Origin of the sequence: Anatilimnocola aggregata, assembly GCF_007747655.1 — a bacterium.
GTDB lineage: Bacteria > Planctomycetota > Planctomycetia > Pirellulales > Pirellulaceae > Anatilimnocola > Anatilimnocola aggregata.
On sequence record NZ_CP036274.1, the window covers coordinates 951,073 to 970,991 of the forward strand.

Annotated in this window: 20 protein-coding genes; 14 read left to right on the top strand and 6 right to left on the bottom strand. The window is 58.4% G+C overall.

Features of this window, described 5'->3' with window-relative positions:
• Positions 1-146: 146 nt before the first annotated feature.
• Positions 147-566 carry a hypothetical protein gene (locus ETAA8_RS03675; RefSeq protein ID WP_145085060.1) on the top strand — a complete coding sequence of 140 codons (420 nt, stop codon included), beginning with the start codon at positions 147-149 and terminating at the stop codon, positions 564-566.
• Positions 567-1,380: 814 nt separating this feature from the next.
• Here the strand turns inward: ETAA8_RS03675 and ETAA8_RS03680 are convergent.
• A complete protein-coding gene (locus tag ETAA8_RS03680) occupies positions 1,381-1,620 on the bottom strand; it encodes a hypothetical protein (protein WP_145085063.1) in 240 nt (79 codons plus the stop codon).
• Positions 1,621-1,694: 74 nt separating this feature from the next.
• Here ETAA8_RS03680 and ETAA8_RS03685 point away from each other — a divergent pair, with 74 nt between their 5' ends.
• The 7 genes from ETAA8_RS03685 (at position 1,695) to ETAA8_RS03715 (ending at position 7,984) form a co-directional block, all read left to right on the top strand.
• Positions 1,695-1,910 carry a hypothetical protein gene (locus ETAA8_RS03685; RefSeq protein ID WP_145085066.1) on the top strand — a complete coding sequence of 72 codons (216 nt, stop codon included), beginning with the start codon at positions 1,695-1,697 and terminating at the stop codon, positions 1,908-1,910.
• Between the two features lie 121 nt (positions 1,911-2,031).
• Positions 2,032-2,271 (top strand): hypothetical protein, encoded by a 240-nt coding sequence (locus tag ETAA8_RS03690; RefSeq protein WP_145085069.1) that lies wholly within the window; start codon positions 2,032-2,034, stop codon positions 2,269-2,271.
• Between the two features lie 9 nt (positions 2,272-2,280).
• Entirely contained in the window at positions 2,281-2,535 is a 255-nt protein-coding gene (locus ETAA8_RS03695) for a hypothetical protein (protein WP_145085072.1), read from the top strand.
• 71 nt (positions 2,536-2,606) lie between these two features.
• The gene (locus ETAA8_RS03700; RefSeq protein ID WP_145085075.1) at positions 2,607-2,786 is read left to right on the top strand and encodes a hypothetical protein; all 180 of its coding nucleotides are present in this window, start codon (positions 2,607-2,609) and stop codon (positions 2,784-2,786) included.
• Between the two features lie 229 nt (positions 2,787-3,015).
• Complete coding sequence (locus tag ETAA8_RS03705; protein ID WP_145085078.1) at positions 3,016-3,279, top strand: hypothetical protein; 264 nt, start codon at positions 3,016-3,018, stop codon at positions 3,277-3,279.
• Positions 3,280-3,425: 146 nt separating this feature from the next.
• Positions 3,426-4,529 carry an efflux RND transporter periplasmic adaptor subunit gene (locus tag ETAA8_RS03710; protein WP_202921537.1) on the top strand — a complete coding sequence of 368 codons (1,104 nt, stop codon included), beginning with the start codon at positions 3,426-3,428 and terminating at the stop codon, positions 4,527-4,529.
• A 77-nt stretch (positions 4,530-4,606) separates the two neighbouring features.
• Complete coding sequence (locus ETAA8_RS03715) at positions 4,607-7,984, top strand: efflux RND transporter permease subunit (protein WP_202921538.1); 3,378 nt, start codon at positions 4,607-4,609, stop codon at positions 7,982-7,984.
• A 41-nt stretch (positions 7,985-8,025) separates the two neighbouring features.
• Here ETAA8_RS03715 and ETAA8_RS03720 read toward each other — a convergent pair whose 3' ends face one another.
• Positions 8,026-10,662: a tetratricopeptide repeat protein gene (locus tag ETAA8_RS03720; RefSeq protein WP_145085088.1), complete on the bottom strand. Its 2,637-nt coding sequence runs from the start codon at positions 10,660-10,662 to the stop codon at positions 8,026-8,028.
• A 95-nt stretch (positions 10,663-10,757) separates the two neighbouring features.
• Here ETAA8_RS03720 and purE point away from each other — a divergent pair, with 95 nt between their 5' ends.
• Positions 10,758-11,249 carry a 5-(carboxyamino)imidazole ribonucleotide mutase gene (purE, locus tag ETAA8_RS03725; protein WP_145085091.1) on the top strand — a complete coding sequence of 164 codons (492 nt, stop codon included), beginning with the start codon at positions 10,758-10,760 and terminating at the stop codon, positions 11,247-11,249.
• Positions 11,250-11,293: 44 nt separating this feature from the next.
• On the opposite strand, the gene ETAA8_RS03730 is transcribed toward purE, so the two are convergent.
• Positions 11,294-11,872, bottom strand: coding sequence for a hypothetical protein (locus ETAA8_RS03730; protein WP_145085094.1), 579 nt, complete (start codon positions 11,870-11,872; stop codon positions 11,294-11,296).
• 171 nt (positions 11,873-12,043) lie between these two features.
• Here ETAA8_RS03730 and ETAA8_RS03735 point away from each other — a divergent pair, with 171 nt between their 5' ends.
• Positions 12,044-12,853, top strand: a complete 810-nt coding sequence (locus ETAA8_RS03735) for a cupredoxin domain-containing protein (RefSeq protein ID WP_145085097.1) — start codon at positions 12,044-12,046, stop codon at positions 12,851-12,853.
• Positions 12,854-12,879: 26 nt separating this feature from the next.
• Here ETAA8_RS03735 and ETAA8_RS03740 read toward each other — a convergent pair whose 3' ends face one another.
• From ETAA8_RS03740 to ETAA8_RS03750, 3 genes are all read right to left on the bottom strand, one after another.
• Complete coding sequence (locus tag ETAA8_RS03740; RefSeq protein WP_202921539.1) at positions 12,880-13,905, bottom strand: cytochrome-c peroxidase; 1,026 nt, start codon at positions 13,903-13,905, stop codon at positions 12,880-12,882.
• Positions 13,906-14,112: 207 nt separating this feature from the next.
• Positions 14,113-14,964 (bottom strand): histidinol-phosphatase, encoded by an 852-nt coding sequence (gene hisN, locus ETAA8_RS03745; protein ID WP_145085100.1) that lies wholly within the window; start codon positions 14,962-14,964, stop codon positions 14,113-14,115.
• Between the two features lie 174 nt (positions 14,965-15,138).
• Positions 15,139-16,062: a hypothetical protein gene (locus ETAA8_RS03750; RefSeq protein WP_202921540.1), complete on the bottom strand. Its 924-nt coding sequence runs from the start codon at positions 16,060-16,062 to the stop codon at positions 15,139-15,141.
• 231 nt (positions 16,063-16,293) lie between these two features.
• On the opposite strand from ETAA8_RS03750, the gene ETAA8_RS03755 reads away from it, so the two are divergent.
• The 4 genes from ETAA8_RS03755 (at position 16,294) to ETAA8_RS03770 (ending at position 19,768) form a co-directional block, all read left to right on the top strand.
• Positions 16,294-17,802, top strand: coding sequence for a right-handed parallel beta-helix repeat-containing protein (locus tag ETAA8_RS03755; RefSeq protein WP_145085106.1), 1,509 nt, complete (start codon positions 16,294-16,296; stop codon positions 17,800-17,802).
• Positions 17,799-18,191, top strand: coding sequence for a methylglyoxal synthase (mgsA, locus tag ETAA8_RS03760; protein WP_145085109.1), 393 nt, complete (start codon positions 17,799-17,801; stop codon positions 18,189-18,191). Before ETAA8_RS03755 ends, mgsA begins: the two co-directional genes overlap by 4 nt.
• Positions 18,188-18,571 carry a hypothetical protein gene (locus tag ETAA8_RS03765; protein ID WP_145085112.1) on the top strand — a complete coding sequence of 128 codons (384 nt, stop codon included), beginning with the start codon at positions 18,188-18,190 and terminating at the stop codon, positions 18,569-18,571. The genes mgsA and ETAA8_RS03765 overlap by 4 nt, the downstream gene beginning before the upstream one ends.
• A 75-nt stretch (positions 18,572-18,646) precedes the next feature.
• Positions 18,647-19,768 (top strand): AIR synthase related protein, encoded by a 1,122-nt coding sequence (locus ETAA8_RS03770; RefSeq protein ID WP_145085115.1) that lies wholly within the window; start codon positions 18,647-18,649, stop codon positions 19,766-19,768.
• Positions 19,769-19,919: the final 151 nt, after the last annotated feature.

Genomic DNA, 19,919 nt, shown 5'->3' on the forward strand with positions numbered 1-19,919 from the left:
TAGTAAAAGCAGTGAATCTGAGGAATCTAGCATCTGTCTGACTAATTTTGTTGTTGCAGCCGATCTGAAATTTCGATAGAAGAAGATAACGCGTCAGCCCGGGCTTCACCGCCAACAGAACTCTATCACCCCTTAGGAGGTGACCGGTGAATCCCTTGATCCTTACCCTTGGCATCGCCCTTTCTTCCGTCGCGATCTCTCCTCGCGAAGATGTTGCTACTGAACGTGTTGACTTGGTTGAGGTTAACCACTTCTACGACGACCAAGGCCGCCTCGTTTTCGACCAGTTACTGTTCTACGACTGGAGCCACGACGACGCTCGCTACCAGCTGCGGGCCTGGCGAATGGTCAAAAACAGCTCGCAGTTGCCGCAACGCAATTGGCAAACGGGGGGCTATACCGCCGTCTGGCAAGACGGCGACATTCTTCGCAAGATCGACTCGCCCGCCACCCGCGAATCGTGGACGCAGTACGACCCCGAACTGACCGAACGAGAATTCCTGCCGAAAGAACGGCGGAAAGAACTCCGTTCCCCCTCGACCCTCGTGAAGGCCCGCACGCGCTAAGAAGTAGGCTAACTTGGGTGCCAATTGTTTTGCACAGCAAAACGACAGGCACCCATTTTCAAGTCTCAAACTAGTAGTCCGACTAGCGCTCAACGTCATCTGGTTAACCCACGTGCTTGCGCGGGTGAACTGCAAAACAAGCGAACTGCCAGTTCAACGGCCGCAAGCGGCCCGGTTAACCAAGTTTGGCAACCCGACATCCATCGGTAGCTCAGCCACTAGCCCACCATCAGCCTGTGACCGAATGCCGGGAGGTTTATCAACACCCCCCTTTTGCGTGCATCACATTCAAGCCATTCTGCGGCAACGATTTGCGCCCTATTTGCTCAACCTGAAATCATCCTATTTGTTGATTAACTGGTTGCTCTGGCCACTCATCTGCCCGGGGTCGGGAGGCTTTTCGGGCGAGTTGACCCTGTCTTTAGCCGCTCAACGACGGCCTGAGAATCCTCCTGAGCCCAGTCGAGTGAATGCCACAGTCGCGCTTCAGTTGGTTTTTCGGGCCAACCGTTAACGAAAAGCGGGCTGTCCAAACTCGCCCAAAAACCAACGCCGCCCCAGGTCGCACTGGCGTGACTGATTACCAGAAACCGTTCCTCGCGCTGGCGCGAATTTTCCCCGCCGCGTAGACACGCATCTTCCACCAAGTTGTCAAACAGCCGCTTAATTTATGACGACGTATTGCGCACTTGTCAATCATTTGCACAATATATTTTGGCAAAGCCCCACCTTGGTCAACCGGGCCGCTTGCGGCCGTTGAACTGCTGGTCCCAGTTGTTTGGCTCGAAGATAGTGATCTGATTTTCTCAGCGAGTCATGGCGGAGGCAGTTTGGAAGACAGCCCAATTCCAATAATTACTACCCCCATGATGAGCAGCAACACTCCGCCGATCCGCCCCCAGGTTGCTGAGACGTGAAAATTGTCCGCTCTCTTTTCGAAGTTAAGTGCTCTCAAGAAATCTTCGGTGGGCTGGAATTTCTTCCCAGCCATTGTCAGGCCTATTGAGCCAACAAACAGAAAAATCAAACCCACGAAAACGATTTGGAAGTTCATATAGGCCATTCTACTCGCGCAAGAAAAAGCCCCGCCAGAGTGACAGCGCTGAACGGCCACCTTAGAAACCACCCATGCCCACCACCCGCTCAGCCGCGCCGATCTTCGCAGCTTTTTTGCTGCTGCTGCCGGTGCTGTATTCGGGGAGCTATTTCGCCTTGGTAGCACCCGAGCGAGAAGGGTTCACGCATCATGGTGCGACTTATCCGTATCGCTACGGCGGCGCTCTGGCAGCAAGCGTGTATTGGCCGCTGGAGCAAATCGACCGCCGGCTAAGAGCCCAGGTTTAGGAGGATTGATTTTGGAGTTCGGTTTCCCTTGACTTGTCCCCTAGCCTCGGCAACTCTAGCAGGGCTTTCGCATAAGCGGTTAGAATCGATGGCGTTATTCAATGCGAAGGAAAGAGTATTCATGCAAGATTTCGTCACCGATTTAGTGATCAGAATCGGGGTAAAGCCCATCTGTTTTCTTGCGCTTCTTGCCCTCGGTTTAGCGATGCAGGCAGGTTATTCTCGGCTGCGTCGTCCCGCTAAGGATGCCGAGTTTGTTGGGAATTGGCGAGTGCCTGCGGGGCGCTGGATTTTAGGCGTAATCCTACTCGTCGTTTTCATCTATCTCGGTTATGTCATTTCGAGAGACCCATTGCAGTAAGTACTCGAAATGACCAATCGCGTGCCACTTATCATAGCCATCGTTTTGCTGCTGCTGCCGGTGCTCTATGTAGGGAGCTATCTGGCCAATGTGCGCCCCAGGCCTGTGCTAGTTCCCTTCACGCTTCCGTCGGGCAAGGTTGCCCGCCTAGTCTCGCATTACCGATTTGGAATCGAATACTCGGAACGAATCTATTGGCCGCTGGAACAAGTCGACCGCAAGCTACGGCCAAGGGCTTGGGTTGAAAACGAGACAGGCCCCTGATCAGCCAAGTCACTCATTCTTGCCCACCCGCTAGATTCGCGAGTGCGAAGCCCCAAGCTTAAAATGTCCCAATGCCCTCTACCCGCTCAGCCGCGCCGATCTTCGCAGCCGTATTGCTGCTCCTGCCGATGCTGTACGTGGGGAGCTATCTCGTATCGGTGCTTCCTCAGGGGAAGGTCGTTGTTTGTCCGGTAGTTGGTAGGCCGGGCCATAGTACTGCTCGCTTCACGCACTACCGCTGGGGATACTAACTACCGACTTCGCTATACTCGCCACTAGAAGAGATTGACCGCCAAATCCGTCCTGGTGCGTGGGGCAAGCCACCATCGCGATTGCATCCGTGACCTGACTAGTCCGGCAAAACCGGACACTACCCCGCTGACGCGCTTCTTGAATTTGGCCGGTCGATCTGCGAGACTGCGTGCGATTATCACTTGGCCGCCTCCTCTCGAATTTTTTCAGTGGCGGAAGGAGAGATCCATGTCTCAGCAAAGCATGCTCGGCGAGGTCACTCTGCAAGAGGTGTTTCTTCAAGAGATTGTGAAGTCGAGCGCCGTCGCTGAACTTCGCTCGCTGGAAGTGAAGTTCGTCGGCGATCGAATCATTCTAAGCGGTGTCGTTGGCTCGTATTATTACAAGCAACTCGCCCAGGAATTGGTGCGGAGCTCCGGCGAGGGTTTTGAAATCGAAAACGCGATTGCGGTTGAATACGACAAGTCAGTTACAACCAAAGACTTTGAATAACCAGCATGTTGCTCCTGCCCATGTTCACGAGATATATCATGGCGACATCGCCCCCGAGATTGTTGGTAGTCCTTTTGTCGGCAGCCCTCCTGGGCACGTTGGCAGCAAGTTCTGGCTGCAGGCCCGCCGCGCCAGAAGCTGGCGAAATGCCAGTGCCCAAGGTCACCACGACCGCGGTCGTCGCCCAGGAGACGCTCGATTCGGACGACTATACGGGGCAGACGGAAGCCTCGGAGATGGTTGATATCCGGGCGCGGGTGTTCGGCTATCTCAAGTCGATTGAGTTTAAGGACGGCGATTTCGTTACGGGCCCGGTACTGGGACCGAATGGCGAAGTCGAAAAAGAAGGGCAGATTCTGTTCACGGTCGAGCCGGACGAATACGAAGCAATTCACAACCAATCGCTCGCCCGCATCGATTTGAACCAGGCCAATCTCACACTGGCGAAAGCCAAGCTGGCCCGCAATGCCGCGCTCCTCAAATCGAGCGCTGTCAGCCGCGAAGAATATGAGGAGTCCGTGGCTGCGGTCGCATCGACCGAGGCGACGATCACCGCCGCGCGGGCCGACGCAAGTCGAACGGCGGTTGACCTGAAGCACACCGTGATTCGGGCCCCGATTAGTGGCCGCATCGATCGCGCCATGGTCTCCAAGGGGAGTTTGCTCACCGGTGGGCAGACGAACGGCACGCTGTTGACGAAGATCGTCAACGAAAATCCGATGTATGTTTACTTCGATGTCGATGAGCGATCGCTGTTGCGTTACATGCGCATGCGGGCGGCGACTCGTGAATCTGCCCCCGGCAGCTTGCGCGACCTGGATATTCGCGTTTATTTGCAATTAGCCGACGAAACCGACTACAAGCACGAAGGGACGCTCGACTTCATCTCGACAACAGTCAATCGCACAACGGGAACAGCTCGGCTGCGTGGCGTGTTCAAGAACGAAGATCGATCGTTGGCCGGCGGCCTGTTTGTGCGGCTTCGCATTCCAGTCAGCAAGCCCTATGAAGCACTGCTGATACCGGAGGCCGCACTCGCGACCGATCAGAGCGTGAAGTATGTCTATGTGGTCGGGCCCGATGGGACCACCCGGCGCCAGACGGTCGAGTTGGGCGGTACCAGGGGAGAAATGCGAATCGTCACCGCGGGGCTCAAAGCGGGCGAACACGTGATTGTGAAAGGGCTGCAGCGCGTGAAGCCCGGGCAGAAAGTGGACGCAGAGCTCATCGCTGCCACGTCGCTGCACTAACAGATTGCAGTTGATCCCAGCCGAGAGTTGCAGCAGGTTTTACATCGACGAGTAGCCGTCCACAGGAACGCTCAATCGTGGCTAAGTTTTTCATCGATCGCCCCATCTTCGCAGCCGTCATCTCAGTGCTGATCACGCTCGCGGGGCTGATTGCAGTCGGCGTGCTTTCGGTCGCACAGTATCCCGAGATTACACCGCCGACGGTGCAAGTCAGCTGCACCTATCCTGGTGCCAGCGCGCGGGTTGTTGCCAACACGGTCGCCGCGCCAATCGAGCAGCAAGTGATTGGCGTCGAGAACGCGCTCTACATGAGTTCGCAGAGCACCAACGACGGTGGCTACAGCTTGACCGTCACGTTTGAGGTGGGCACCAATCTCGACATGGCGCAGGTGCTGGTGCAGAACCGGGTGAACCTGGCCCTGCCAAGCTTGCCGTCCGAGGTCAAAGCGACCGGCGTGAGCGTCAAAAAGAAGTCGCCGAACATTCTGCTCGTCGTTAATCTGATCTCGCCCAAAGGGACGTACGACCAGCTCTATCTGAGTAACTACGCGACCATTCAGATTCGTGATGAGTTGGCCCAAATCAAGGGGGTGGGGGACGTCACTTACCTCGGCCAGCTCGATTACAGCATGCGAGCCTGGCTCGATCCCGAACGGATGGCCGCCCGAGATCTGGTCGCCAGTGACGTGGTCGCAGCGCTCCGCGAGCAGAACGTGCAGGTCGCCGCCGGCGCGCTCGGTCGCCCTCCTGTTCCCACCGGACAAGCCTTTCAATACACGCTCAGTACTTTGGGTCGCTTGACCGATCCAGAAGAGTTTGGCGACATCATCGTGAAGATGGGGAGCCAAGGCGAGCTGACCCGCATGCGCGACCTGGTGACGGATCGGCGCGAGGATGAACGGGGCAAAAAGTTCGGCGGCATCGAGCTTGGCGCAAAAGTGCAAGACACCTCGTGCAGCCTCGACGGGCAACCTTCGATCGGGCTGGCGATCTTTCAACAGCCCGGGTCCAACGCGCTGAGTACGGCAGAATCGATTCGCACGACGATGGATGGGCTGAAGAAAAACTTTCCGCCCGATCTGGATTACGCCATCGTCTACGACACGACACCCTTCATCGACGAGTCGATTCACGAGGTGTTCAAGGCCCTCCGCGATGCGATCATCCTGGTCGCCATTGTGGTGCTCGCGTTTTTGCAATCCTGGCGGGCTACGATCATCCCGCTGATTGCCGTGCCGGTCGCGATTGTCGGCACCTTCGCGGTCATGCTGGGTTTGGGCTTCAGCTTGAATAATCTGTCGCTGTTCGGCCTGGTGCTGGCCATCGGCATTGTGGTCGATGATGCGATCGTCGTCGTGGAAGCGGTCGAGCATCATCTCGAGCACGGACTATCGCCCAAGGAAGCTGCCCGCAAAGCGATGGACGAAGTCACCGGGCCAATCATTGCGATTTCGCTCGTGTTGATGTGCGTGTTCATACCGTGTGCCTTTATTTCCGGCATCACGGGGCAGTTCTTTCGCCAGTTCGCCTTGACGATTGCAGTTTCCACCTTCTTTTCAGCGGTCAACTCCCTCACGCTCAGCCCGGCGTTGTGCGGCCTGTTGCTGCGAGCCAAGCACGAGCAAAGTGATCCGCTGACGTGGTTAATCAATCTGACGCTCGGCTGGTTCTTCAAGCTCTTCAACCTGGCCTTCACCTACACCGCCGAAGGGTACAGCCAGTTGGTGCGGATGATGCTGCGGGTGAGCTTTATTGTGCTCTTGGTGTATGGCGGGCTGTTGTACCTCACGTATTTCGCCTTCACGCAAGTGCCGATCGGTTTTATTCCGTCGCAAGATAAAGGCTACCTACTGGTCGATGTGCGTCTGCCCGACTCAGCTTCGCTCGAGCGAACACAAGCCGTGATGGCCCAGGTCGAGAAGATCGCCCGTGGCGAGGGTTCCACCGCGCACGCGGCCGGAGAACATGCCGGCGAACACACTGGTGACAGTCACGGCGCAACGGGGGGCATCCCGGGCATTGGGCATACGATTACTATCTCTGGTCAATCGATCGTGCAGAACGCGATTGGTTCAAACTACGGCACTGTGTATGTCGTGCTCGATGAATTTCACCATCGGCACGGTAGCGATCTAGGAGCCGACGCAATTGCCGCGAAGTTGCGGGCCGCTTGTTTCCGCGAGGTGCAGGAAGCGCAGGTCGATGTGTTCGGAGCACCGGCTGTCGATGGTCTGGGAAGCGCCGGTGGATTCAAGTTCATGGTGCGCGATGTGGGTGCTCTTGGTCTGGAATCGCTGCAAGAGGCGACCGACGGACTCACCACCGCGGGAAACACAGAGCTCACACGTCAACCGAAGCAAGCGGCCGATTCGAGCCCAGCGCCGGGCACCGAACGGGAGCCGGTGCTGGTTGGCCTGTCCAGCGCGTTTCGGGCCAGTACGCCACAGATGTTTGTCGATATCGATCGCGAACGGTGCAAGGCGATGGGCGTGCCGCTGAGTGAAGTCTTCCTCACGCTGCAGGTTTATCTCGGCGGTTATTACACCAACGACTTCAATCAGTTTGGTCGTACCTGGCAGGTGAACCTGCAAGGTGACCCCAGCTTTCGCCTCACTCCCGAGGCGGTGCGCCAGCTTAAAGTTCGTAACCTTTCGGGCGAAATGGTGCCGCTGGGTAGCGTGGCGAGCATCAGTCCCAACGGCGGCCCGGCCCTGGTGATTCGTTACAACGGCGTCGCTGCCGCAGCAGTCAACGGAGCGTCGCTCCCGGGCGTCAGTTCGGGCACTGTCATCAAATCAATCGATGAGTTGGCCGCGCACGAATTGTCGCAGGGGATGAATCTGCAATGGACCGAGCTGACGTTTTTGCAAATCAAAGCTGGCAATACGGCCATGATTGTGTTTGCCCTGGCGGTTGTACTGGTGTTCCTCGTTCTCGCCGCCCAGTACGAAAGCCTGACGCTGCCGCTGGCCGTCATTTTGGTTGTCCCCATGTGCCTTTTGTGCTCGGTGATTGGGGTGGCCTTGGCTGGCATGGACATCAACATCTTCGTGCAGATTGGCTTTGTGGTGCTCGTCGGACTGGCGAGCAAGAATGCAATTCTGATCGTCGAATTTGCCAAGGGGAAATCGGCAGAAGGTGCTTCACCGGCCGATGCGACCGTCGAAGCTTGCCGCCTGCGCTTGCGGCCAATCATCATGACCTCGCTGGCCTTCATTCTCGGCGTGGTGCCGCTGGCCCTGGCCGTTGGCGCGGGTGCCGAAATGCGCAGCACCCTCGGCATCGCGGTCTTTTCCGGCATGCTCGGCGTCACGCTCTTCGGGATCTTCCTCACGCCTGTCTTCTACTACGTCATCGTCAGCCTGACGGGAACGTCGGCCGCGCCCAGCAGTGCTCCTGTCCCCGCGGGCAAAGCAGACGGTCACGCCGCCGGAGCTAAGCACAGCCCCAGTTGATACACCGACTGCGACCACCAGCCAGCGACGCTCGACTTTGTCTACTTCGCTGGCCCTTTTTCCCATTGGGCAAGCCGCTCGCGATATTTAGGATTATTCCGTTCGATCGCTGCGGCGCGCTGGCCGGCGGAGATGGCAGCCCCTTGTTCGCCGCGCAGGAAATGAATCTCGGCGAGCGCGTCGTGATTTAGCGCGGTCTGCTCTTCGAGCTTGACGGCTGCCTGAGCGAGCGCGAGCGCTTCATCGCGGCGGCGATTGCAGCGGGCGAAGAGCAGTGCCAATTCGCGCCGATGATTCGATGTCTGCGGATAGTCGCGAATCACCTGCTCGTAGCGACGGGCCACAGACTCGAGTAATTCGCTGGCCTCTTTCTCGCGCCCAGCCCGTTCGAGCAGCGGGACGAACTCTTCAAGGACGCGGACGTTGCCCGGAATGATCGCCAGCACGCGTTTTACTTCGGCCAGGGCCAAGTCGGTTTTGCCCGCGGCGAGCAACGCTCGGCCACGATTGCGATGGATGACTTCCGGGTCGGTCAAGTAATGATCGAACTGCGTGTAGTTGTTCACTCCCACCAGTTGGCTCAACAGCCAGCGCTGCCAGACTTCGGCGGCAACTGCGGGTGACTGCTGAAATACCAGGTTCCCCCGCAAGTGACCGGCCGCCAAAGTGGGATACTGCACGGTGGGGTTGGCCGTCAGTTCCACAATGCGGGCCTGCTCCGTCGCTTCGGCAAACAGGCCGCGCTCCTTCAGTTGGCCTGCCAGTGCCAGGCGACCCACCGGCGAGAGCGCGGCGAGGCTGGCCCGCCGCTGTTGTTGTTTCGCTTCGTCCGTTTCACCATTCTGCAGCAGCGAATAGCTCAGCAAGAACCGGGGCAACGGCAACACCGGCAATTTGTCTGCCGCGGCCCGATAATGCTTGATCGCGACGGGCCAATCCCTTTCTTCGCGCGCGAGGTCTCCCAAGCGAACGAGCGCATCGGAGTAACTGCTCGAAGCAGCCTCGAACCAACGGCGCGCCTGCTGTCGATCACCGAGCTTGAGCATCAGTTCCCCTAGCTTCAACTGGCGATGATCGGGAGTGCCCATGAAAGGTTCGATGGTCTCGACAATCTGCGCGTTGATTGGCCCGCGCATTTCGTCGGGCATGCCAATGGGGCCGAACACTTGATCCATCGTGGCTAGCGACAACCGCCGCTGCTCGTCTTCGGTTCCCAGGCGCGCATACAACAGTTCGGCCAGCACCGCATCTTGAGGCTGGTCGTACATCGCGCGGAACATAGCACTTGGCGTGATGTTCGGCCTGCCGAGCGCCACGTTGAGATCGGCGAGTGCCTGCTGGCGATCGCCGCAATAAATGCTGGTTTGAATTACGACGGGCCACAATTGCCCGGACTTATCGAGTTCAGCTGCCTTGCGCATGACGGCCAAGACTTGCCGCGCCCGCTCGCGCTCTCCCAAATAGTGCAACTGCTTGGCGATGTTGCGGGCAAACTCGCCGCGGGGAAGAGTTTTCTGCGTCGCCACCAGCCCACCGTCGACCAGGTTGCCGAACCAGGCGTCGTCCAAGACCGACTCTTTGGTCACGCCGGCCAACTGTTGCGAACGGGCGTAGTCGAATCGCAGCTCATGCAGCAGCGAAGCTGCGCCGGGAGTGCAGGTCGCGAGCAATTGCAGCGCCTGCTCGTGCCGCTCGCACACCAGGTGCGCTTCGGCGGCATCCCAGTGCTTCGAGAGTTGCTCGGGAGCGATTTCCCGCAAGGTTTGCAGCCGAAATTCCACCGCTGGCTCGTCGCCGGCAAAAAAGTGCAGCGCCGCGCCGAAGGCGAGCGTTTCCGCCGCCAGATTGGGCACCTTGAACATCTCTTGCTGCAGAGCGGCCGCACCTTTCCAATCGTTGTTCTCGATCAAGATCGCCCGCTGGTAATAGTGCAACTGATGTTTGCCGGCCAGGTCGGCGGCTCCGACCAGGTCGCCGCTGGCCCGGCGCAAATAGACCAGCCGTTTGGCAGTCGCAAACGATGGCGCCCGGGCCAGTTGCTCTTCGGCCCGTTTCAAGCGATCGGGAAGGCGGCCGGATACGAGGAGCATCGCGGTCAATCGCTCCAGCGAAGGATCGAGCGTCATCTCGATCGATTCGAGAATCGACTCCGCTTCGTCAATCTCGTCATTCACCAGCAAATCGGGTACGTAGCGCTGCGCCTGTCGACTGGCACTCGAAAGCAACGAATCTCGCTGACTGGGGTCGCTTTCGGCACGTGCCAACTTGAAGGCCAGCTTGATTTTCTTCTCGTTGATTAACTGATGGAGTGTGGTTTGCTTCTCGTCGATCGTGTTCTGGCGAAAGGCAGTAATCAACATTTCGTATTCAGGTGGCGAATCGGGCGTGATCCCCAGTTCGAACTTCTCCAGAATCGTCTTGGCCCGCAAACGAATCTCGGCATCGGTACTGAGCGCGGCCTGCTGCAGGGCTGCCTCGACGGTCGTGCCCCAGCTCCAGAGTTCTTTCGAAGCCGCTTCGCGCACGGGATAGTCGTCGTGCCCCAGATTCTTGATCGCCCGTTGAATTGCCGCCGCTGAAGGAGCCGCCGCTTCTTCCTGAGCGAATGCCGCCGAATGATGGACGACCAGCGCGCAGACCAGGCAGACGAGCGAGAGTTGTCGTCGCAACGCGAGCACGATTTCGGTTCCTCTCGCCGCAGGTGATGGATGAAGTGGAACGAACTGACGGCCCGTGGCATGTTCCCTTTCCCGCTAGCGATTATCATGGTTGCATGAACACACAACAACCGCTCGTCGGCGTGATCATGGGGAGCAAGTCCGATTGGGAGACCATGCGCCACGCTGCCGAAATGCTCACCCACTTTGGCGTGCCGCACGAATGCCGCGTCGTTTCTGCCCATCGCACGCCGCAATGGATGTGCGAATATGCCGCCTCAGCCGAGCAGCGCGGGCTGGCGGTCATCATCGCCGGGGCGGGCGGGGCAGCTCACTTGCCGGGCATGGTCGCTTCGCAAACGGTGCTGCCCGTCTTGGGTGTGCCAGTGCAAAGTCGCGCACTCTCGGGGCTCGACTCGCTCCTCTCAATCGTGCAAATGCCCGGGGGAATTCCCGTCGGCACTCTCGCCATTGGTGAAGCCGGGGCGAAGAACGCAGCACTCCTCGCCGTGCGCATGCTCGCCGTGAACGACGACAAACTGCGTCAGCAGTTGCACGACTTCCACCGCGAACAGGCCGCCAAGGTGATGCAAGACACGCTGCCGTAGTTTGCCCATCGCTGGTTCACCGAGCCCCTTGCGGCCGCTGACTACTACTCTTGCCTCGGTGCGGGGGGAATTGGTGGCGCAGGAATGCCCGGCGGAAACGGCGGGGCAATGGTGGGATTCGGAATGATCTTTGGCTTGGACGGCGGCGGAGCGTCGGAGAACTCCCCGGGCGTTTCGACGAGCTTGCAGTCTTTCAATTCGAGAATGAAAGCGACGCCACGATCGAGCGATTGCAACTGCGTACCGAAGCACGTTCCTTCGATCGTGACCTTGCTGCGTCCCGGTTCGAGCGTTGCCAGATCCTTGCGGGCTGACGCTGGAAAGTACAGCCCTGCCGTCACATCGACGGCCCGGTCTTCGTGGCCAAGTCGCTCGAAGATTACCCGGTAACCGCTCTCTTTCTTCTCGCCGTCTTTCTTTGCGTCCGTGTCCAGCCGCTCGATCAACTTGACGGTGCCGAACAGTTGCAGCGTTTGATCCTTTAGAAATTCGTCGACAAACGCGTCGTTCCGCGCTCCGGCGGCAATCTGGTCGAGCGTGAAGGGCCGCAACTCTTCCGCCGTCTCTGGCGGCACGTTGTCCGCCCCCAGCAGCACCGCAACCAGCAACACAGCAGCATTCATATCAACTCCTTCAGCGGCAGGCTGAATCAATTCTCTTGGGTGATGAGCAATTGGCAATTGTCGATAGAACGACCGGATGGGGCAAGATGAAAGTAGAGATGCCAGCAAGGCAGCGGCTACAATTCGTTAAAATTGCCCGCTCGGAATGCTTCGCGAACGGAGATTCTTCGGATGCATCGTCGCCAATTAAATGCTCTGGGCGCGCTGACAATTAGTGCGATTGCCGCGTCTGCACTCGCCAACGACTCACTCTTGGCCGGTGAAGAAGAGGCCAAATGGGGCAACTTGTCGGCGACATTTGTCTATGACGGCCAGCCTCCGGAGCGGAGGCTAATCAAGATCGATAAAGACGCCGCGCCTCTCCGGGAGCCCATTTACGATCGAAGATTGGTCGTCGATCCCCAGACCAAGGCGATCCGGTACGTTTGTGCTTGGCTGCTTGTCGAAGATGGAAAAGTGCCAGCAATTCATGCGGACTTTGCGAGTGCAGCGAAGGAACCTGTCGTCCTCAAGATCGACAACCTGCAATTCGAGCCTTTCATCAGCGCAGTTCGCATGGGTCAGAAACTGATCTTCCGTGGGATTGATCGCACCGGGCATGATCCTTACGTCAGCAGTCCTGAGAATCCCGAATTCGGCCGGCTCATTAACCCCAGTCCCGACACCGAACGAGTTCTTGCTAAGCCCACACGCTGGCCCGCGCAGGTTCAATGCTCTCTTCACCCCTGGGAAAACGCCCGCCTGATTGTGCAAGCTCATCCTTACGTCGGTATCTCTGATCGCGCCGGTCTGGTCGCAATTAAGAATCTGCCCGTCGGCACCCACACGTTTGTCTTTTGGCACGAATCAACCGGTGCCATCAGCAAAGTAAAACGCGGCAACACACAGGAAGCCTGGGAGAGCGGGCGAGTCACCATTGACATTAAGCCGGGTGAAAACGAACTCGGCGAGATTCTGATCAAGCCAGAACCTCGCCGCTAGTCGTTTCAGGATTTCATGTCGAACCGTTATTCCGGCAACTTGGGTGGCTTCACGTGCGGATACGATTCGCTGGTCAGCCCTTCGACCAGGAACTTCACCAGATCGGCTTGCTCTTGCTTGGTGAGCTTGAGTTCGAAAATCTCTTCATCGAGTTGGGCATTCGGGTGGCCACCTTTGTCGTAATAGTCCACCACTTCGTCGAGCGTTTTGAAGCGGCCGTCGTGCATGTAAGGAGCGGTGCGCGAGATTTCTCGCAGCGTGGGAGTCTTGAAGGCCCCCTTGTCCCCTTCAATCTTGGTGACGACAAAGCGACCCAGGTCGGGCATGTCCTTGTCCATGCCAATGCCCAGGTTGTGGAAGGCGAAATCGCTAAAGCTGTGACCGGTGTGACAGGCCGAGCAGTTCGCTTTGCCGAAGAAGAGCTTCGCGCCGCGCTGGGCCTGTTCCGACATCGCCTTGGTGTCGCCCGCTTTGAAGCGGTCGTAAGGAGCGTCACCTGAGAGAATCGTTCGTTCGAAGGCGGCGATGGAGCGGGCAATGGCATCGGGCGTGACATCGGTCTGGAAGATCTTCTGGCACTGCTCGCGATAGCCGGCGATCTTGTTCAACTTGGCCACGACCTCGTCGATGGTCATATCCATTTCGATCGGGTTCTGAATCGGCCCGAGGGCTTGCCCTTCGAGATGCGTGGCCCGACCATCCCAGAACTGCAGCGTGGAATAGGCCGAGTTCACAATGCTTGGCGAACTGCGGCCGCCCCGTTGCCCGCGCACGCCGGTGGCAAAGGTGTCGCCGTTCGACCAACCCTTGTCCGGATCGTGGCAGGTCGCACAGCTGACGGTGTTGTCGCGCGACAGCCGCTTGTCGAAGTACAGCTGTTTGCCCAGTTCCACCTTCTCGGCAGTGTGCGGATTATTTTCGGGATAGGTTATCGCCCCAAGTCCCTTGGGGGGCGCAGGAGGTTCTGCCCCGGCGTAACTTGCAAGCGCGAAGCACAAGGCCAGTCCGCAACCGGCGGCAACCAAAGTACGAATCGATGGAAAACAGAGCACGCGGATCACTCCTCAGTTCAAGTTGGGCGAGCCTCGACAGGTGGGAACTTCTATTCTTCCTGCACATTACGGCCAAGGCAAGTGTGCTGCGCGGCGGTTGGTGGGAGTGCGAGAGCCAAGTAGAGGGGGAAAGGGCCGGCAATGTTAGGGTGAGTGGGGGTGACAAGGTGAGGAGACGCGCGGCCCGGTGGGGACTTTAGCCCGCGATCATTGCGGCAATCGTGGGGAGTCGCGAGTGATGGCGAGGACTTCCGCTTGCACCAGGCCGTTGGTGGCAATGGCTTCGCCGGCGTGAATGGTGGGGACTCCTTGCCAGTCGGTGAAGGTGCCGCCAGCTTCTTCAATGATGGGTTGCACTGCGGCGGCATCCCAGACATTCAGCATTGGGTCGACCATTACTTCGGCCCGGCCGGTAGCGACCAGCAAGTAGCCGTAGCAGTCGCCCCACGTGCGCGTGATATAAGCCGCCGCTTGCAGCTTTTCGAACGCTTGCCAGCCGTCTCGCTTGCGAAAGGTATCGGCCTGCGAAGTGACAAACAGCCCCTCGCTCAGTTGCTTCCGCTGCGAGACTTTGGTCGGTCGGGGTGCCTGTGCGCCGCGAAAATGAAAGCAACCCTGACCGTGCGCGGCGAAGACTCCTTCGTCGAGACCCGGAATGTAAACCACGCCCGCCCAGCTGCGGCCGTCTCGTTCCAGCCCGATCATGGTGCCATACATGGGGACACCGCTGATGAACGACTTGGTGCCGTCGATAGGGTCGAGAATCCAACGCCAGCCGCTAGTCCCTTCGCTGATGCCGAACTCTTCGCCGACGATGCCATCGGTCGGATATTGCGCGGCGATCTTGCCCCGAATCAATTGCTCGGCCGAACGGTCGGCAATCGTCACGGGCGAAGCGTCGCTCTTCCGCTCCACTTCGTAATTCTCTTGCTGAAAATACGTGAGCGTGAGTTGACCGGCCTCTTTGGCCCACTGCACGGCGGCCTGCAGTTTTTCGGTCAACAGTTCGGCAGCTGGGACGCTTGCGCTAACGGGCGCTGATGGCGAGTTGGCATTCATGCTGCCAAGGTACCCCGAGCGCTGGCTGCGAGAAAGGTAGGGTCTGCTGTTCGGCGCTGCCAGGCAACGAACAGAGCAAGAAACGAATAGAGCCGGGAAGCGTCCGCTGCTTCCCGGCTCCATTCATATCTGCCTGCGACAGGTCTGCTGATCCTTCGCCCGTCTGACCCTAAACTACTTGCAGGTGGTGCAGCCGTTCGGATAGATCGTGTAGGTCACTTCTTTCGGCACGAGCACGCACTTGGCAACCTTCACTTCGCGTTGTTCGGTGGTGGCAACGCATTCGGTGTAGCTGACTTCCTTCTGTTCGGCAACGCGTTCGCAATAAGTCTCGGTGAAGGTCTTTTCGACCTGCTGAGCTTCGCAAACGGTGTAGTTCACTTCGCGGGTCTTCTGTTCGCTGACCATTTCGCAAACCTTGAAGGTCTTGGTCTGAGCGACAGGCTTGCAAACGTTCACGTTGTACGTGTAGGCTTCTTCCGAAACCTGGTGCTTGCAAACTTGGACTTGGATTTCTTCCTTCACAACATTCGGCACCCAAACTTTGCAGGTGCGGCAGCAACCGCAGCAATCGACATAGGTGCGGCATTCGTAGGCACCATGGTCGCGGCAAACGGTGCGAACTTCCGTCGTCATCACGGGCTTGCAAACGCGGCGAACGCCTTCGCGAGCTTCGACCGACGAAACCATCACGGTCACGTCCTTGGTCACTTCTTTCCAATTTGGTGTGCTGACGGTGTAAGTCTCGGTGCGAGTCTTAGGAACTTGCACGTACTGCGTGACCATCCGCTTCACTTCGCGCGTTTGCGGCACGTTGCGATAGACGGTGATCATCTTGGTCTTGGTGACGGGCTTGTAGACCGTCACGGGAACCGTCATTGTTTCGTACACCGTCTGCGGAACCATGATCGTCTTGGTGACGGTCACAGGCTCGGGGGCCGGTGCCGGTGCGGCACATTCGGCCGGGGCATAAGCTGGCGCACAATCAGGCGCGCAACTGCGATGCCGACGACCTGCTTGTGCCGGAGTTGCGACAAGCAGCCCTCCAGCAACCAAAGCAGCGGCCCAAGCAAGGGCCAATCCATGAACTCGAGTCATTCCAATTCCTCCACGCATTGCTCAAGCCAGGCCGACAAGGTGAATGCCCCATCCAAAAATAGCCCGACCACTGGTACATCAAGGTGTAGCGATCATATGGCACCGACTTTGCCGATTACGCAACGTGCACAATATAACTACGACTAGGGGGTGTGCGAAGCATGTGGTGCCTGGATTTTGAAAATTAACACTCGGTCGGACTACGGACACACTCTTCTGAGAGGGGAGCCAATGAAACGCTTCAAATCGATCACTCTAGCCAGACGTCAAGCCATTCTGCTGTCGCTCGCTGCTGGCGGTGCCGTGTTGGGTGCATGGATCGCAATTCCGGCCGAGGGACAAGCTCCGCAGCCGGCTATTTCCCGCAACACGCCTTCACTTGCGGCCCTTTTGCAGGTGGCCGACGGCGAGGCCGACGCCTCTCCCGCTTTGCAGCGGGCCATCGATCAATCGGCCGGCGCCATCGTACTGCCGCCGGGGACGTATCTGCTGAAAAAGACGCTCGTCGTCGATCTGGCGCGCGTGGGCTTCACGTCGCTCGATGGGCAAGGAGTGGCGACCTTAAAAATGGTTGGCGACGGGCCGGCCCTCAAGTTCGTCGGCACGCATGGTGGCACCGCAGCGCCAGAATCGGTGAAGCCCGGCGTTTGGCAAAAAGAGCGGGCTCCGCTCGTCCGCGATCTAGAAATCATCGGCCCGAAAGTTCCCGACGAACAAACCGCCGCCGACGGCATTGAAGCCGACGGTACGATGCAGCTTACCTTGCGGGGAGTGGTCATTCGCCACGTCCGGCATGCTGTTCACCTGGTCAATCGCAACCGCAACGTCCTCATTGATGGTTGCCATTTGTACGAGAACAGCGGCATCGGCGTCTATTACGATCACGTCAATCTGCACCAGTCGAACATCAGCGCGTGCCACATCAGCTATTGCCGGCAAGGTGGCATCGTGAATCGCGGCGGCGACGTGCGGAACATTCACATCAGCGGTTGTGACATCGAAGCCAACATGCCCGAAGGGGAAGGGACAGCGGCCAACATCCTGCTCGACTCGACGGGCGGCAGCGTGGCCGAAGTGGCCATCGTCGGTTGCACCATTCAGCACTCGATGAAGTGTGCTAACGGCGCGAATATTCGCGTGCTGGGCAAAGCCACCTGGAAGCGAATGGGCAAAGAGACTTTCGAACAGTGCGGACATATCACGATTGCCGACAACGTCCTCTCCGATGTGCAAACGAATATCGAACTGCGTGAAGCGCGCGGCGTGACCATCACGGGCAATACGTTCTGGCAGGGCTACAAGCACAATCTCGATCTCGAGAATTGCACACAGCTGGTGATCGGCAACAACGCGATGGAGCGGAACCCGCTCTATGGCTACACCTCCGAAGCCAACAACACCGTCGTGCTGAAAAACTGCACCGACTGCACAATTACGGCCCTGCATCTTCATCACACGCTCGGCGGCAAGTGTGGCCTGCTGCTCGAGGATTGCCGGCGGATCAATCTCACCAACAGTACGCTGCTCGATTGCCAGCCTGTCGCAATCATGCTGCACAATGTCACCGATAGCCGCATTTCTGACTGCCTGATTCGCGACGATCTCAAGCCAGAATCGCGCGCTCCCGCCCTCGTTGTGACCGGAGGCAAGGGAAACATGGTTGTCGACAATCGGCTGGTGGGGCAGGTTTCGCTCGACGATCCCAAAAATCATCACGTGGAGGGCAATTACACCAAATGATCGCCCTCATTGCTCACGACCAGCAAAAACCCCTGCTGCTGCAGTTTGTGCGAGAGCATCGCGAACTATTCGCAGCGCACGACCTCGTCGCCACGGGGAGCACCGGCCGACTGCTGGCCGACGAATTGGAACTCGACATCGAACGGGTCGCTCACGGCCCTGCTGGGGGCGACTTGATCATCGGCGGCCGCGTGGCAGAAGGAAAAATCCTCGCTGTCTTCTTCTTTCGCGATCCCCTCACTGCCCAGCCCCACGAGCCGGATGTCTCTGCACTCATGCGCGTCTGCGACGTCCACAGCATCCCGCTCGCCACCAACAGTGCCACCGCGCTCGCCGTGGTCGAATGGCTGAAGCTGAATGCAGCAGGAAGAAGTCAGCAGGCAGAATGAAAACAACTGCACAGCTAGATTCGCATTGGTTTTTCAGGCCATCCTTAGGTTGGACTCTGACACTTACGAACATCAATGCTTGGGTGATCCTTTTTCTGATTGTACGGGGGCACATCACTCCAGGAGATCCGTTCCCGGCCTCGGAATTTCTGTTAGTTCTGTTGGGTTTAATGATGTTGATTTTGTCGATTCCGTTTGCAACTTGCGTGATGTTGCCATCTGGCCATGGTGGGATGGACTACTTGGGAATCGTTTTTACTGTCGTGGTCATCGGCGCAAACTCGTTTGCCTGGGGTTACGGCCTTGCTTGGTGCATCAAGACCGGCTGCCGCTTCATCGGCATCAGCGAAGAAGAACGGCAACGATTCGAGTCCGGCTAGGAGTTCAAATTCGCTTTCCTTCACCTTGTCACCCCCTCACCTTGTCACCCCCTCTTCCTCTAGAATCATCCGGCTATGAAGCCTCTCGATTACCACTCAGCGGGCGTCAATTACGACGTCTTGGACGAATTCAAACGGCACTGTCAGCGGGCAGCGGCGACCACGACCGGTCTGCTCGCGCGGCACGGCATCACGGAGCCGGCGGGCATCCGCGGCGAGAGTGCCTACCTGCTCGAAACGCCCGACGAATACCTGGCCCATGTCGAAGAAGGGTTGGGGACGAAGAACCTCGTCGCCGATGCCCTGATTAAGCTGACCGGCGAGAGCCATTACCACGCCATCGGCGTCGATACGGTCGCCTCGATCGTCAACGATTTGATCACCGTCGGCGCGCTCCCCATTTCCATCGCCATGCACGCGGCGGTCGGCAATGCGAACTGGTTTGAACAAACGACCCGCGCTCGCGACCTGGCCGAAGGTTTTGCGGAAGGCTGCCGTCAGTCGGGCGCTGTGTGGGGGGGTGGTGAAACTCCCGCGCTGAAGAATCTGATTTGCGACGATACGATCGTCCTCGCTGGTTCGGCCCTCGGCCGGATCAAGCCGAAGGATTTACGCATCGCTGGGCAACTGCAAGCCGGCGACGCGATGGTCTTCCTCGCCAGCAGTGGCATTCATGCCAACGGCCTTACGCTCTGCCGCGACCTGGCCGATCGTTTGCCACGGGGCTATCTCACGCCGGTTACTCCCGAACAGAACTTTGCGCAGGCCTTGCTAGCGCCCACACGCATCTATGTGCCGTTCATTCAGGCCTGTCAGGATGCCGGCATCAAACTGAAATACGCGGTGAACCTGACCGGCCACGGCTGGCGCAAGTTGATGCGGCTCGATGAGCCGTGGGTCTATCGCTGCACCCGGCTGGGCCCGCAGTTGCCGATTTTCGACTTCATCAAGCAGCATGCGGGAATGGACGACCAGGGGATGTACGGCACCTTCAACATGGGTGTGGGGTTTGCCGTCTATGTCTCGATGGTCGAGGCCCTCAACTGCCTGGAGATTGCTCGGCAGCAAAATCTGCCCGCTTGGATCGGCGGCGTCATCGAACAGGGGAAGACCGCCACGGGTGAACCGCGCCGCGCTGTCGAAATTGAACCGCTGGGAATCTCCTTCGCTGGTGATACGCTGAAGATTCGCGGTTAAGTTCGTTCATCGTCAGGCCAAATCCAAGGTGGAGCCTGCTGGCGAGGTAGCTTTCCCGCAGCAAGCGACAGCTCTTGTCACTGCAGCGGAGTTTTACCGCATCACAATCCTCACGCTCCGCAGATTCGTCACGATGCGCACGAATCGTCTG